General features: G+C 74.8%; 14 protein-coding genes. 6 read left to right on the top strand and 8 right to left on the bottom strand.

Annotation, left to right across the window (positions count from 1 at the left end; genetic code table 11):
• Nucleotides 1–93: 93 nt before the first annotated feature.
• The 3 genes from corA to C0216_RS11455 form a co-directional block, all read right to left on the bottom strand.
• Complete coding sequence (gene corA / locus C0216_RS11465; RefSeq protein WP_174250379.1) at nt 94–1,182, bottom strand: magnesium/cobalt transporter CorA; 1,089 nt, start codon at nt 1,180–1,182, stop codon at nt 94–96.
• Nucleotides 1,183–1,311: 129 nt separating this feature from the next.
• Entirely contained in the window at nt 1,312–1,707 is a 396-nt protein-coding gene (locus tag C0216_RS11460) for a TOBE domain-containing protein (protein WP_114055174.1), read from the bottom strand.
• A gap of 9 nt (nt 1,708–1,716) precedes the next feature.
• Complete coding sequence (locus C0216_RS11455; protein WP_114055173.1) at nt 1,717–2,646, bottom strand: LysR family transcriptional regulator ArgP; 930 nt, start codon at nt 2,644–2,646, stop codon at nt 1,717–1,719.
• Nucleotides 2,647–2,715: 69 nt separating this feature from the next.
• On the opposite strand from C0216_RS11455, the gene C0216_RS34070 reads away from it, so the two are divergent.
• The 3 genes from C0216_RS34070 (at nt 2,716) to C0216_RS11440 (ending at nt 6,179) form a co-directional block, all read left to right on the top strand.
• The gene (locus tag C0216_RS34070) at nt 2,716–3,339 is read left to right on the top strand and encodes a LysE/ArgO family amino acid transporter (RefSeq protein WP_114055172.1); all 624 of its coding nucleotides are present in this window, start codon (nt 2,716–2,718) and stop codon (nt 3,337–3,339) included.
• A 67-nt stretch (nt 3,340–3,406) separates the two neighbouring features.
• Nucleotides 3,407–4,480 carry an NUDIX hydrolase gene (locus tag C0216_RS11445; RefSeq protein WP_114055171.1) on the top strand — a complete coding sequence of 358 codons (1,074 nt, stop codon included), beginning with the start codon at nt 3,407–3,409 and terminating at the stop codon, nt 4,478–4,480.
• 145 nt (nt 4,481–4,625) lie between these two features.
• Complete coding sequence (locus C0216_RS11440) at nt 4,626–6,179, top strand: MFS transporter (protein ID WP_114055170.1); 1,554 nt, start codon at nt 4,626–4,628, stop codon at nt 6,177–6,179.
• On the opposite strand, the gene C0216_RS11435 is transcribed toward C0216_RS11440, so the two are convergent.
• The 4 genes from C0216_RS11435 to C0216_RS11420 are packed head-to-tail and all read right to left on the bottom strand — an operon-like array spanning nt 6,168 to nt 9,986.
• Nucleotides 6,168–7,100, bottom strand: a complete 933-nt coding sequence (locus C0216_RS11435) for a hypothetical protein (protein WP_114055169.1) — start codon at nt 7,098–7,100, stop codon at nt 6,168–6,170. The genes C0216_RS11440 and C0216_RS11435 overlap by 12 nt on opposite strands.
• A gap of 57 nt (nt 7,101–7,157) precedes the next feature.
• A complete protein-coding gene (locus C0216_RS11430; RefSeq protein WP_114055168.1) occupies nt 7,158–7,694 on the bottom strand; it encodes a cupin domain-containing protein in 537 nt (178 codons plus the stop codon).
• Nucleotides 7,691–8,908: a cytochrome P450 gene (locus tag C0216_RS11425; RefSeq protein WP_114055167.1), complete on the bottom strand. Its 1,218-nt coding sequence runs from the start codon at nt 8,906–8,908 to the stop codon at nt 7,691–7,693. Before C0216_RS11425 ends, C0216_RS11430 begins: the two co-directional genes overlap by 4 nt.
• A gap of 16 nt (nt 8,909–8,924) precedes the next feature.
• On the bottom strand, nt 8,925–9,986 hold the full coding sequence (locus C0216_RS11420) for a type III polyketide synthase (RefSeq protein ID WP_114055166.1): 1,062 nt from the start codon (nt 9,984–9,986) through the stop codon (nt 8,925–8,927).
• A gap of 225 nt (nt 9,987–10,211) precedes the next feature.
• Between C0216_RS11420 and C0216_RS11415 the strand changes: the two genes are divergently transcribed.
• On the top strand, nt 10,212–11,456 hold the full coding sequence (locus tag C0216_RS11415) for a cytochrome P450 (protein WP_114055165.1): 1,245 nt from the start codon (nt 10,212–10,214) through the stop codon (nt 11,454–11,456).
• Nucleotides 11,453–11,677 carry an acyl-CoA carboxylase epsilon subunit gene (locus C0216_RS11410; RefSeq protein WP_162793173.1) on the top strand — a complete coding sequence of 75 codons (225 nt, stop codon included), beginning with the start codon at nt 11,453–11,455 and terminating at the stop codon, nt 11,675–11,677. The genes C0216_RS11415 and C0216_RS11410 overlap by 4 nt, the downstream gene beginning before the upstream one ends.
• Nucleotides 11,678–11,767: 90 nt before the next feature.
• On the opposite strand, the gene C0216_RS11405 is transcribed toward C0216_RS11410, so the two are convergent.
• Nucleotides 11,768–13,582 carry a VanW family protein gene (locus tag C0216_RS11405; protein ID WP_114055163.1) on the bottom strand — a complete coding sequence of 605 codons (1,815 nt, stop codon included), beginning with the start codon at nt 13,580–13,582 and terminating at the stop codon, nt 11,768–11,770.
• Between the two features lie 280 nt (nt 13,583–13,862).
• On the opposite strand from C0216_RS11405, the gene C0216_RS11400 reads away from it, so the two are divergent.
• On the top strand, nt 13,863–14,534 hold the full coding sequence (locus C0216_RS11400) for a YczE/YyaS/YitT family protein (RefSeq protein ID WP_114055162.1): 672 nt from the start codon (nt 13,863–13,865) through the stop codon (nt 14,532–14,534).
• Nucleotides 14,535–14,558: the final 24 nt, after the last annotated feature.

The following is a 14,558-nucleotide window of genomic DNA, read 5'->3' as shown; positions in this document are numbered from 1 at the left end:
CAGCGTGCCCGCGGAGGGGACGCGCGGCCGGGGCCTCCCGCGGTGCCCACATCGTTATCCCGCCGCGACACGGGCGTGCCTCGGCAGAGCGGATCAGAGCCAGCCGTTGCGGCGGAAGCCCCGGTGGATCAGGAAGCAGGCGACGGCCATCACCCCGAGCACGAGCGGGTACCCGTACGTCCAGCGCAGCTCCGGCATGTGGTCGAAGTTCATGCCGTAGACGCCGCAGACCATGGTGGGGACGGCCACGATCGCCGCCCACGCCGTGATCTTCCGCATGTCCTCGTTCTGTGCGACGGTGACCTGCGCCAGGTGCGCCTGGAGGATCGAGTCGAGCAGCGCGTCGTACGCGTTGATCTGGTCGGTCGCGCGGGTGAGGTGGTCGGCGACGTCCCGGAAGTAGGCGCGCGCCTCCTGCGGCACGGGCGGGATCGGCTGCGTGGCCAGCTGCTCCAGCGGGCGCGCCAGGGGGGCCACCGCCCGGCGCAGCTCCAGCAGTTCGCGCTTGAGCTGGTAGATGCGGCCGGCGTCGCCGCGGCCGCCGTCGCCGCTGAACACCGCGGTCTCCACGGCGTCTATGTCGTTCTCCACCGCGTCCGTGACGGCGACGTAGTCGTCGACGACGTGGTCGGCGATGGCGTGCAGCACGGCCGCGGGCCCCAGGGCCAGCTGCTCGGGGTCCGCCTCCAGCGTCTCGCGGACCGGCCCGAGCGTGCCCCGGCCGCCGTGCCGGATGGTGAGGACGAAGTCCTCTCCGGTGAACACCATCAGCTCGCCGGTCTCCACCATCCCGCCGGGCGCGGTGAGTTCCTCGTGCTCCACGTAGCGGACGGTCCTCAGGACGGCGAACAGCGTGTCGTCGTACCGCTCCACCTTCGGCCGCTGGTGGGCGTGGACGGCGTCCTCCACGGCCAGGGGGTGCAGCCCGAACAGCTCGGCCAGCCCGGCGAGCTCCTCCTGCGACGGCTCGTGCAGGCCGATCCAGACGAAGCCCCCGCCGGACTTGCGGACCCTCCGCAGCGCCTCCTCGGCGTCGGCGCAGCCCTCCTGCCGCACCCCGTCGCGGTAGACGACGCAGTTGACGACGGCACTGCCGAGCGGGGAGCGGGCGGGGTGGCTCAGGTCCACGGTCCGCCGGTAGCCGCGGCGCACGACCCGGCGCAGGTTGCTGAACACGGACAACAGTGCACTCCCCTTCGGCGGTTCGGCGGCCAGTCTGCCACCGCCACCGCTCCTGCCCCGCCGCGGCGGGCCGCATCCCGCGGGCACCCGAGATCGGGCGGAGGGTGCGGCGATCGGGCGCGGCTCGCCTCAGGCGCGGTCGACGAACACGCTCGTCGCCTTCACCCGGGCCACGGCCCGCGCGCCCACGACGAGGCCCAGTTCCTCGACCGCCTCCCGGGTCAGCAGCGACACCACCCGGTGGGGGCCGGCCTGGATCTCGACCTGGGCGTCCACGGTGCCGAGCTTCACGGCGGTGACGATGCCGGGGAAGGCGTTGCGCGCCGAGGTGGCGGGTGCCTCCTCGTCCTCGGCGGCACCCTCCCGGGCGACCTGGACGCAGAACGCGGCCAGGTCCGGCCCGTCGACCATGCGGCGGGCGCCCTCGCGGCGGGTGGGGAACCGTTCGGCGTCCGCCCAGCGGCGGGCGGTGTCGACGCTCACGCCGAGGAGCCGGGCCGCCTGGCCGATCGTGTACGAGTCCATGGCGGCAGCTTACGGTCCCTGCCAGGGGTGCAGGGCTTCGGCGGCGGCCGCGGCGACGACCCGCGCGAGCCCGGAGAGCGCCGGCGAGTCGAGCTTCCACTGCTGCCAGTACAGCGGGACGTCCAGGGTCCGGTGCGGCAGCAGCAGGACGAGCCCGCCCGAGCGGAGCAGCGGCTCCGCCTGCGGTTGCGGCACCAGCCCCCAGCCGAGGCCGGAGGCGACCGCGTCGCGGAACCCCTCGGAGGTGGGCACGTGGTGGCGCAGCCGGCCCGCCCCGGCGTCCGGGTCGCCCGTGAGGGAGCGGACGAACACGTCCTGCAGGACGTCGCGCCGGTCGAAGACGATCACCGGGGCGTGCTCCAGGGCCCTCCCGACGGCGTCCGCGGACCCGCCCTCGGGGACGTGCCGGGCGGCGAAGCCGGGGCCGGCCACCGGCAGGTAGCGCGCGAGGCCCAGCGGGCGCACGGTGCAGCCCGCCACGGGATCGGGCGAGGAGGTGACGGCGGCCATCACCTGGCCCTCCCGCAGCAGGGCGGTGGTGTGCGACTCGTCCTCGCGGTGCAGTTCGAAGAGGACCGGCGGGTCCTGCGGCACCCGCTCCAGCGCGGGCAGGAACCAGGTCGCGAGGGAGTCGGCGTTGACGGCGATCGGCAGCCGCACCGGGCCGCCCTCCTGCTGCGCCATGCCGAGCTCGGCGCGCGCGTCCCGCTCCAGGCGGGCCAGCTGGCGTGCGAAGCGGACCACCACCTGCCCGGACTCGGTCGCCCGCACCGGCTTGGTCCGCATCAGCAGGACCCGCCCGGTGCGCTGTTCGAGCGCCTTGACGCGCTGGCTGACGGCGGAGGGGGTGACGTGCAGGGCGGCGGCCGCCGCGTCGAAGGTGCCCTCGTCGACGACGGCGAGGAGGGTGCGTACCTGGTCCAGCGGGAGGTCGTCCATCACGAGTGCTAATGGTACGTAAAAATCCTTAGCTGTACTGCACAGCAGTCCGTTCATATGGTCAGACGCATGACACACGGCATCCTCACGGCGGCCCTCGCCGGCTTCGGCACCGGGCTCTCCCTCATTGCGGCCATCGGCGCCCAGAACGCCTTCGTCCTGCGGCAGGGGGCGCGCCGCCAGGCCGTCCTCGCCGTGGTCGCCATCTGCGCCGTGTCGGACGCCCTCCTGATCACGCTGGGCGTCGCAGGCGTCGGCGCCTTCGTCACCGCCTGGCCGGCCGCCCTCACCGCCGTCGGCATCGCAGGCGGGGCGTTCCTGATCGGCTACGGGCTGCTGGCCGCCCGCCGCGTGCTCCGCCCGGACCCCGCGGCCGCCCTCGACACCGGCGGCGCCGCGACCTCCTCCCGCCGGGCCGCCGTCCTGACCTGCCTGGCGATGACCTGGCTCAACCCGCATGTATACCTGGACACCGTCCTGCTGCTCGGCTCGCTCGCCGCCGACCGCGGCGACCTGCGCTGGGCGTTCGGCATCGGCGCCGCGCTCGCGAGCCTCGGCTGGTTCGGCGCGCTCGGGTACGGGGCCCGCCTGCTCAGCGGCCTGCTGTCGCGGCCCAGGACGTGGCGGGTGCTCGACGGGGTCGTGGCGGCGACCATGGTCACCATGGGCGGGATGCTGCTGGCCGGGGCCTGACCGGCCGCGGCCGCCCGCCGCCGCACCGCCCGCGGCCGCCCGCCGCCGCACGACCTGGGAGCCCGCCGTGCCCGACCGCCGCCCCGCCGAGCGCACCGGGCGCCCCGCCCGGCGCTCCGCCCGCCCCGCCCGCTCCGTCCGCCCCGCCCGCGGGCCCGGTCCGCTGCTGACGGCCGCGGCGGTCGTCGTGGACGGGGCCGGGCGAGTCCTCGTACGGGCCTCCGGGCCCGCCCGGGGCCGTCCCGGACTGCCGGGCGGTGCCGTCGCCGGCGCCGAGACCCCGGAGACAGGGCTGGCCCGGGCGCTGGCCCGGGAGCTGGGCCTGCACGCGCCCGTCGGCCGGCTGCTCGCGGTGGACTCCCGGCCCGCCGCCGGCCCGCGGGCGCGGGCCGCCGTCGTCCACCTCCACCTCGTCGGACCGCTCGGACCGCAGGAGGCCGCCGCAGCCGCGGCGGTGCTGCCGGGCTGGGTCGCGCCGCAGGAGGCGTACGCCCTGCTGCCGGAGCGGGACGCGGCCCGCCTCCGCGCCGCGCTGGCCGCCCTGCGCACGGGCTCGGTGGCGCACCTCGCCGACGGCGTGGCCCAGCCCGGTTCGCCCGCCGGCCTGGACCCGGCGCGCCGGTCGGCCCTGGAGCACGCCGGCGCGCTCGACGCGGCGAGCCACCGGGCCGCCCGGCCCAAGGCGCTGACCGCGGCGAGCGCGCTGCTCACCGACGCGGCGGGCCGGGTCCTGCTCGTGGAGCCCGCCTACGGCCGGCGCGGCCGGTGGCACCTGCCGGGCGGCGGCGTCGACAGCGACCTCGGCGAGACCCCGCGGGCGGCCGTCCGGCGCGAGGTGCGCGAGGAGCTCGGCCTCGACGTGGAGCCGGGCCGGCTGCTCGCCGTGAACTGGTCGCACAAGCCGGGCTACCCGGCCCGCATCCGCTTCCTCTACGACGGCGGGGTCCTGGGCACCGCCGCCCTCACGGCGATCCGCCTCCCCCCGGGCGAGCTCCTCGCCTGGCACCTCGCGACGCTGGGCGACCTCCGCGACCTCGTCAAGCCCTCCCTGCGCCGCCAGATCAAGGCCTCCCTGCGCGCCCGCGCCCTGGGCACGGGGCCCCTGGAACTCCACGCCGGCCGCCCCGCGGCCGACGGCTGAGGCTGGTCCATCCGGGCGGCACCGTGGCGTGGCGCGCAGGCGCCGGGCCCGGCTCGCGCATCGTCGAAGCACACATCGCCCGCGCCCGCGCGCGCACGAAGCGCACTCCGGCCGCGCGGGCGAGCGGAATCCACGGAGTACCACCATGTCCGCAGAACCGACCGGGCCCGCCTCCGGGCCCTCCCCCGGCAGCCGCGGCCCCGCCGCGCGCACCACCACCGGGGCGGCCGGCGCCCCGGCCGCGCCTCCCGACCCGCGCCGCTGGTGGATCCTCGCCGTCATCGGGCTCGCCCAGCTGATGGTCGTCCTCGACGCCACCATCGTGAACGTCGCCCTGCCCTCCATCCAGGAGGGCCTCGGCTTCTCCGACCACCGCCGCCAGTGGGTGGTGACCTCGTACGCCATCCCGTTCGGGAGCCTGCTGCTCCTCGGGGGGCGGCTGGCCGACCGGGTGGGGCGCCGCCGGGCCTTCCTCGTCGGCCAGATCGGCTTCGCCGCCGCCTCCGCGCTCGGCGGCGCCGCCTCCTCCTTCGAGGTGCTCGTCACGGCCCGCGCCCTCCAGGGCGTCTTCGCCGCCCTGCTGGCTCCGGCGGCCCTGTCGCTGCTGACGACGACGTTCTCCGCGCCCGCCGAGCGCGGGAAGGCCTTCGGGGTGTTCGGGGCGCTGGCCGCCTCGGGGGGCGCGGTGGGCCTGCTGCTCGGCGGCGTCCTCACCGAGCACCTGGGCTGGCGGTCGACCCTGTACGTGAACGTCCTGTTCGCGGCGGCCGCCGTCGCCGGAGGGGCGCTGCTGCTGCGCCGCCGCCCGCCGCAGGCGCCGCCGCGGCTGGACCTGCCAGGCGCGGTGCTGGCCTCGGCCGGCCTGTTCTGCCTGGTGTACGGGCTGTCGACGGCGGGCCCGCGGGGCTGGCGGTCGGCGGCGACGCTCGGGATCCTGACGGCGGCCGCGGTGCTGCTGGCGGCCTTCGTGTGGTGGCAGGCGCGCGGTCCGCACCCGCTGCTGCCGCTGCGGATCGTGCGCGACCGGGTCCGGGCGACGGCCCTGCTGTCCGTGTTCCTCACGGGCGTCGGGATGTTCGGGGTGTTCCTGTTCCTGACGTACTACTTCCAGCACACCCGCGGCCTCAGCCCGGCCCGGACCGGCCTGGCCTTCCTGCCGATGTCGGGATGCACGATGATCAGCGCGATCGGCAGCAACCTGGGGCTGCTCGGCGGGGTCGGCGGGCGGGCCCGCGTCGTGACGGGCATGCTGCTCGCTGCGGCGGGCATGGCGTGGCTGGCGAACCTCTCGGCAGCGGGCTCGTACGCGGTCGAGGTGCTGCCCGGACAGGCGGCGACCGGGCTGGGCATGGGCCTGATCACGGCGGCGGCGATGAACCTCGGCACCGCGGGCATCGACCCGCGGGACGCGGGCGTCGGCTCCGCGACGGTCAACGCGATGCGGCAGGTCGGCGGCTCGGTGGGCACGGCGCTGATGAGCACGCTGGCCGCGGGCGCCGTCGTCCGGGACCTGGCAGGGCGGCAGCCCGCGCCGGAACTGCTGGCGCGGGCTGCTCTGGAGGGCTATCGGACCGTCTTCACGGCCTCGGCGCTGATCTTCACCGCCGGGGCCGTGCTGACGCTGTTCCTGCTGCCGGGCGGCCTGTCCGCGGAGCGCGCGCACGGCGCTCCGGGCGGCCGCCGCCCCTCAGGACCCTGAGGCCGGGCGGGCCGGGCGGGCCGGGGCGTTCTCGGCCGGCGGGGCGGCCGGCTCCGCGGGCCCGGCCGCCGGAGGCTGCGCGGCCGCCGGCGGGGTCGTGGTCGACGGGGCGGTCGCGGCCGGCATCTCGCAGTTCGCGACCGAGCTGCGGATCCGCGTGCCGGTGGAGTAGTGCCGGAGCTTGCAGGCGTTGGCGCCCAGGCCGCCGTCGACCTGGGCGTAGCCGGGGCCGATGACGAGGGTGGCGTCGTGCTGGCCGCGGACGGTGTCGTCGCCGGGGCCGCCCTGGACGATGCCCGCCGACTCCGCGCCAACGGACTTGGGCTCGATGATGTCGTCCTCGCTGCCGCCGAGGATCCGGCCGCCGAGGTCGACGTTGCCGGTGCGGATGGTGTCCTTGCCGTCGTTGCCGAAGACCTGGCCGCCGCCGCGCTGGTACGCGCCGGGCTCGCCGAGCACGCTGCCGGTGGTGATCATGTCGTCGCCATGGTCGCCGTAGACGGTGGCGCCGTGCTCGGCGGTGCCCATGACGAGCGCGGTGATGATGGTGTCGTTGCCGGCGCCGCCGCGCACGGAGGAGTTGCCGTTGCGGGGGGCGAGGTTGTTCACCTGGAGGGTGTCGTTGCCCTCGCCGCCGAGGACCTGCGAGTCGATGAGCATGCCCTTGACGCGGATGTTGTCGTCGCCGCCGCCGCCCCAGATGATGGCGTTCTCGACGTCGTTCTCGCAGACGATCGTGTCGTTGCCCGCGGTGCCCCGGACCTCCTGTCCGGGGCGTGCTTCCACGCCGTTGACGTAGCACCAGTGGGACGGCAGGGCTTCGGCGGCACTGGCCGGGCCCGCGGCGAGCGAGGCGGCGGCGACGACCGTCCCGGCGAAGGTGTACGTGGCGGTGCGTAGAGTGCGGCGCGTGCGCAGCATGGAGTCTCCCGAGCATGGGTGGTGTGTGTGGTGGGGGTTCGGTGTGCTGGTGGTCGGTCAGGACAGCCCGTGGCGCAGGGGCGTGAGCTGTTCGATGTCGTACCGGTTCCGCAGGTCGGCGATCGCGGCGGCGTCCGGGGTGGCGCCCGAGTCGAGCAGGGCGATGAGCTCCTCGAAGTACCGCTCGTGATCCGGTGGCGGTGAGGCCTGGAAGAACATGCGGGCCGGCTCGCCGGTCGGGTTCGCGAAGGCGTGCGGGCACCCGGGCGGGACCACGATGACGGTCCCGGGGGTCGCCCGCACGACCTGGCGTCCGTCGAGCGATTCCCAGTGTCTCCAGTCGTCGCCGCTGCGCACGCGCGGCTCGAAGGCCATGACGTCGAGTTCACCCTCCAGGACGTAGAACAGCTCTTCGCTGCGGATGTGCCGGTGGGCGCCGACGTCGAAGCCGGGCGGGACGACGACCTCGAAACTGGAGGCGACGGTGGAGTGCTCGCCGGTCACCTTGAAGGTGACCTGCTGGGCGGGGGTGTGCAGGGTCCGGCCGTGGCCCGGCGGCACGAGCAGGCCGTCCCGGGCTGCGTGCGCGGTCATGACCAGGTCACCGGCAGCCCTTCGGGGCCGCGGATGAGCGCTCCGGGCCGCCAGCGCAGTTCGGCGGTGGGCACGGTGAAGCGCAGGTCCTCGAAGCGGTCGAGCAGGGCGTCGACCATCAGCTCCGACTCCAGGCGGGCGAGCATCGCGCCGGGGCAGAAGTGGGGGCCGTACCCGAAGGAGACGTGCGGGTTCGGGCTGCGGTCCAGGTGGAGTTCGTCGGGGTCGGGGAAGACGTCGGGGTCGCGGTTGGCGGCCAGGTAGGAGACGTAGACCGCCTCGCCGGCCCGGATGAGCTGGCCGGCGACGACGACGTCCTCCAGGGCGATCCTGGACAGGCCGACGGCGTTGCGGTGGGGGATGTAGCGCAGCAGCTCGTTGAGCCCGGAGGACCGCAGCTCGGGTCTGGCGCGCAGCCGGTCCATCAGGTCCGGCCGGGTGAGCAGGATGTAGGCCATGTTGCCGACGTTGTTGGTGACGGCCTCGCCGCCGATCTGGATGAGCAGGCCCAGGCCGGTGGCCTCCTCCAGGGTGACCTCGCCGTCGCGGACGGCCTTGTCGAGGAGCCCGATGACGCTGTCGTCGTGGGGGACGTCGCCGGAGCGCAGGCGGGCGGCGAGGTAGGCGAGCGCCTCGTTCTTGGCACGTTCGCTGCGCTCGGCGCCCTGGGCGGAGGAGAGGATGAGGGTGGTCCACTCGTGGACCACGGGCCGGTCCTGCTCGGGTACGCCCATCAGCTCGCAGACGACCGCGAGCGGGAAGGGCGCGAGGAGGCGTTCGGTCAGGTCCGCGGGCGGGCCGTCGGCGAGGATGCCGTCGACGAAGCCGTCGAGCATCTCCTTGGCCCGGGTGCGCAGGCGCTCCACGCCGGTGGTGGTGAAGGCGGCGGCGACGGTGCGGCGCAGCCGGGTGTGGTCGGGCGGGTCCTCGAACCCGACGGCGCCCGGCGCGGGGATGAAGTGGGGGGCCAGGCGGGTGACGTCGTGTTCGGCGACGAGCTTGCGGCTGAACCGGGGGTCGTTGGCGACCATGCGCACGTCGTCGTAGCGGCAGACGAGCCAGGCCCAGCCGGATCCGTTGGGCAGCCGGATCCGGGTGACGGGCCCCGCCTGCATCAGTCCGGCGAGGACGGGGTCGAAGTCGACCCCCTCCAGCGCCGGGGTGGGCCAGTGTGTGACGGGTGGCCGTGCGGTTGCGGGGCCGTCCTTCAGCATGCTTCGGATTCCTCCCTCAACCGGTCCCTCGTTCGGAGGTCCAGCTGCCCAGTGAGATCTCTGCGGTGATGCCGGGGCCGAAGCCGGCCAGCAGGCCCTTGGCGGCGTCGGCGGTGCGGTTCTCGTCGAAGAGGCGGCGCAGCGCGTCGAGGACGACGGCGCTGGCGATGTTGCCGTACTCGGTCAGTGTGGCCCGACTGAAGCGGAATGCTTCGGGTGCCACACCGAGGTACTTGCTGAGGTCGTCCAGGATGCGTGGTCCGCCCGCGTGGATGATGTAGAAGTCCAGGGCTGCGGCGTCCCAGCCGTGGGCCTTGGCCAGTTCCTTGAGGGAGGGGGCGAGGGGTTCCATCGTTCCGGGCACGCGCCGGTCGAGCTTGAAGTGGAATCCCGTCGACTTGACGTCGTACATGATCCAGTCCTCTGTCTGGGGGATGATGTACGAGCTGTTGCGGTGCAGGGTCATGCCGGTGCCGCCGCGGCCGCGGACGACCGCCGCGCCGATGCCGTCGCCGAAGAGGCCGTTGGAGAGCAGGTTGCCGACCTCCAGGTCGCTGGGCTGGTAGCACAGCGAGCACAGTTCGCAGGACACGATCAGCGCGTTCGCGTCCGGGTAGGCGGTGCAGAAGTCGTGGGCCCGGTTGACGGCGGCCCCGCCGGCGGCGCAGCCCAGCTGGGCGATGGGGAGCTGCCTGGTGTCGGTCCGGAAGCCCATCGCGTTGATCATCCACGCGGTCAGCGAGGGCATCATGAAGCCCGTGCACGACACGTAGATGATCATGTCGATGTCCTTGGCGCGCAGCTGCGCGTCCTCGAGCGCCTGCCGCACCACGGCGGGGACGCGGGCCTTGGCCTCTGCCTCGTAGACCGCGTTGCGCGACTCGAAGCCGGGGTGCTTGAGCGTCTCCTCGATGGGCTGCACGATGTGCCGCTTCGCGACGCCGGTGTTGCGGATCAGACGCAGTGCCAGGTCGAGCTGCGGATGGTCCGCGTGCACGGACCGGGCCAGGTCGAGGGTCTCCTCCATCGTGATCACGTGCTCGGGCACGGACACCGTTGGCCTGCACAGAGTCGCCATGGGTGGCTCTCCTTTCCTGTCTGACACAGCCTCACGGACCCGCAGCCGAAGCGCGCGCGGGACTACGGCGTTGGGGGACATGGGCCAATCCGGTGACGCTGCCCGGCACAGGCGGCGGGGCGGGTGGCGACCGGGAAGGGATGCGTGTGCCGATATGGCCGCAAAAGTCCCATGTGGCCGCGGAATCGTGCGGTCGGGGGAGCCATCCACGCAGGGAGATGAAGCATGACGGCAGAGCCGAGAACGGCTGCGGAGCCGGCTGCGCAGCCGGCCCCGGACGAGACGGTGCACCACTGGAGCCTGGACGACTTCCAGGCGCTGGAGTTCGACCCGTTCCTCCACGAGCGGCTGAAGGAGAAGCGGGCCGCCCGCATCAGGCTGCCCTTCGGCCAGGGCGACGCCTGGCTGATGTCGCGCTACGCCGACGTCAAGGCGGCCACGACAGATCCGCGTTTCAGCAGGTCGGAGCTGGTGGGCCGGACGATCACCGCCTCCTCGCCGCACGCGATCGCCTCACAGAAGGCGTCCTTGAACTACGCCGACCCGCCCCGGCTGAACGACATGCGCCGCGTGGTGGCGCGCGCGTTCACCGGCAAGGCCATGCAGAAGCTCCGGCCGACCATCCAGCGGACCGCCGACGGCCTGCTGGACGGGATGGAGCGGCACGGCTCGCCCGCCGACCTGGTCGAGCACCTGCACGGCCCGCTACCCCTCGCCGCCGTCGCCGACCTGCTCGGGATGCCGCACGGGATGCGGGCCGACATGACCGACTGGGCCAATGTGGCGATGACGCCGGGGCCCGCGCCCGCGCAGAGCGTCGACGCGCTCAAGACGGTCCGCGAGACGGTCGTCGCCCTCCTGGAGATGCGCCGCGAGGAGCCCACCGACGACCTCGCCGGGGTGCTGACCTCCGCGGCCGCGGCCGGCGAGATCACCGAGGACGAGGCCGTGTCGCTGGCCACCGCCATCCTGGTGAGCGGCGCCCACGCGGTCCGCAACAACAGCGCCAACATGGTCTACGCCCTCCTCACCCACCCGGAGCACCTCGCCCGGCTGCGCGCCGAACCGGAGCTGATCCCCCAGGCGGTGGAGGAGCTGCTGCGCTTCATCCCGCACCGCAGCGGGGTGGGCCTGCCGCGGATCGCGACGCGCGACCTGGAGATCGCCGGGGTGCAGATCAAGGCGGGCGACGCGGTCTACTCCTCGTACCTGGCGGCCAACCGGGACCCGGAGGTCTTCCCCGACCCGGACAGGCTGGACTTCGACCGCGGACCGACCGCCCACATGGCGTTCGGGAACGGCCCGCACCACTGCGTCGGCTCGATGCTGGCCCGGATGGAGTCGGAGGTCATGCTGGCCACGCTCCTCGACCGCTACCCGCGGCTGGCCCTGGCGGTCCCGCCCGAGCAGGTCGAATGGCAGGCCGGCGGCCTGATCCGCGGCCCCAAGTCCCTTCCGGTGTCCTGGTGATACGCCGGCACCGGATCAGGGTGGTCAAGGGGGTCCCGGACCACATAGAACTGGCGGCCCTCACGGCCGCCCTGCTCGTGCTCGCGCGCGCCGCCGAGGTCGCGGGGCCGCCCCGCACCACCCGGCACCGCCGCGCCCACTGGGACCGCGACCTGCCCTCACCGGTCCACCACCCCGCGCACTCCTGGCGCGCCCGCCCCAAGTCCGCCCTCCCCCACTGAGGACGGCGCTCCGGGCCGCGACGCCGCCGGACGGCGAAGCCGCGGCGGCCGCACTGCTGCGGCCGCCGCGGCGGTGTGTCCGGGTCCGGCTCAGACGGCGCCGGCGCGGGCGGGGGCCGGCGCCGGGGCGGCCGGGCTCGCGGGGGCCGCGGGTGCGGACGGCGCGGGCGAGGGGGTCTCGGGGTCGCAGGAGACCTCGTCGCGCGGGGTGTAGTGCGTCTTGTACGTCTCCCGCCTGACCTCCTTGCCGCCCTTGACGAAGACCCGGTCGACGGCGACGTCGAAGCCCTCCAGCGGGGTCTGCACCTCGCACTGCGGGCCCGGGGCGGAGATCTTCTTCGGCGGGGTGACGTTCGTCCGCGGGCCCGTCACCGCGCGCACCTCGTCGTACTCCCGGGTGCCGAGCAGGCTGATCGTCACGGAGGTGTCCGTGGAGCTCGCCTGGACGTACACCGCGTGGCCGGAGTCGTTGCGCCAGCGCAGGTCGAGCGTGCCCCAGGCGACGGTGGCCTCGCGGCCCTCGGGGTAGCGCTCGATGTAGAAGGAGTGCGCCCCGTGCTCCAGCGGCTTCAGGCCGGCGAAGAACACCGCGTTGTACATGGTCGTCGCGACTGCGGAGACGCCGCCGCCGGGCGACTTCACGTACCGGCCGTCGTTGATCATGATGCCGTCGACGAAGCCGTTCGCCTGCGTCCGCTCCCCGACCGTCTCGTTGAAGCTCCAGGTCTCGCCCGGCCTGACGACCGAGCCGTTCATCAGCTCGACGGCCCGGCCGATGTTTGTGCTGCGGTACGGCGCCGCCGGGAACTCGACGGTGAAGGAGGAGACCTGCTCGCGGATGCCCAGGCGGCGCGCCTCGTCGGCGGTCATCTTCGGCTTGACCTCGGTCGCGGCGAGCACACCGGTGCGGGCGGCTGCGCCGGTCCGGGTGAGGAGCGGCAGGACGGCGTCCTCCAGCGCCTCGGCCGTGACCCGGACGCCGCTGCGCCCGTCCTCGGAGACGACGACGCGCTTGGTGGCGGGGTCCACCTCCAGGACGGCGCCGCGGGAGGGCCGGGTCAGGGCGTTGATCTGCCGGGCGACGTCCGGGTCGGCGAGGAGCCCCTCGGCGTCGAGTTCGGGCCGAAGGACGCCGTCGTCGCCGGGTCCGATCTTCAGGTGGCGGCCGATGGCCTCGGGGGTGAGGGTGACGGGCTTGCCGGTCAGGCTCAGCGTGATCGGGCCGGACATCGCCGGTTCGGCGATCTGCGCCATGGCCCGCTCGGTCTCCCCGGCGTCGACGGCCGGCTGGGTGCGGACGACGGGCACGGCGACGGGCTCCGTGCGCGGCTCCAGGTAGGCCGTGCGGACGGCGTCCGCCGCTGCCCGGGCCTGGACGGCGACGCCGGCGGCGGGGGCGGTGGCGCGGGCGGCGCCGTCGTGGAAGGTGATGGCCCCGTCGCGGGGCGCGGTACGGGTGCGGGCGGCGAGGCGCTCGGCTTCTGCGGCCGCGGCTGCGGCGTCCGTCCGGACGACGGGTTCGAGGTCGCGCTCCTGCGCGGGCAGGACGAGTCGCCCGATCACGGTGAACGGGTCGGATCCGGACTGCGCGGCGCGGTCGGCGGTGGCGCGGGTGTCGAGGGACAGGCCGAATGCGGCGGGGGCCGCCTGGGCGGCGCGGCCGTCTATGTGCAGGGGGATCGGCGCAGCGGCCTCGGGGCCGAGTTCGCGGTCGAGGACCGCCTGGGCCTCGGTGCGGGTCATGCCGCCGATGTCCACGCCGCGGACCCGGGTGCCGTCGGCGATGGTGTCGCCGGCGTGGGCGAGGCCGGCCGCGTACAGGCCGCCGAAGCCGAGGACGGCGGCCCCGCACGCGAGGGGCAGGGCCGTCCGCCAGTCGGTGATCAGGCGTGGTACGCGTCGCATGTCTCTCCCGTGGCATCGGTGCGCCGGTGTGCCTGGTGGTGCGGCGGGCCCGGCGTGGTCGGCTACCAGGATTCACCAAATCGGACTAAATGGCACAAAAATGTGTGTGTTCTCACGAGGGCCGCACCGGCCTTGGCGGGTCGGCCGGGGTGGCAGGCGGCCGCAGCCGGAAAAGCAGGTCCACTCGGAGCGAATTGGCCCTTTCGACGCGGGCCGATGGTGTCCGACGGTGGGACCCGGCCGCTTTTGGCCGCTCCACCCCGACGGAAAGGCCCCTCCGGTGCCCACGATCCGCGCGCGGTCCGCGCGCCGCCTCCCCCGCCGCCTCTTCCAGCTGTACGCGGGTCTCGCCCTGTACGGCGCGAGCTCGGCACTGCTGGTCCGGGCGGGCCTCGGCCTGGACCCGTGGGACGTCTTCCACCAGGGCGTCGCCGAGCGGGTCGGCTGGAGCATCGGCACGGTCTCGATCGCCGTCGGCGCGCTCGTGCTGCTGCTGTGGGTGCCGCTGCGGCAGCGGCCGGGCCTCGGCACCGTGTCGAACGTGTTCGCGGTCGGGCTCGCCATGGACGCGACGCTCGCGTTCGTGCCCGACGTGCACGGCACGGCGGCCCAGGTGGCCGTTCTGGCCGCGGGCGTCGTCCTCAACGGCGCCGCCACCGGCCTGTACATCGCCGCCGCGTTCGGCCCGGGCCCGCGCGACGGCCTGATGACCGGCCTGCACCGGCGCACGGGCCGCTCCGTGCGCCTGGTACGGACCGGCATCGAGCTGGCCGTGCTGGCGGGCGGGTTCCTGCTCGGCGGCACCGTCGGCGTCGGCACCGTCGTGTACGCCCTGGCCATCGGCCCCCTCGCCCAGCTCTTCCTCCGCGTCTTCGCCCTGCCCGCCCCCGCCGCGCGCCCGGCGGCCGCCGCGCCGCCGCACCCGGCGCCCGCCCCGGCCGAGGCGGCCTGACGGACGGACGGCAGGGGCGAGCGG

Origin of the sequence: Streptomyces globosus (assembly GCF_003325375.1) — a bacterium.
In the GTDB taxonomy this organism is placed as follows: Bacteria; Actinomycetota; Actinomycetes; order Streptomycetales; family Streptomycetaceae; genus Streptomyces; species Streptomyces globosus_A.
Note: the sequence above shows the minus strand (reverse complement) of the source record. Positions and strands in the feature narration are given on the sequence as shown.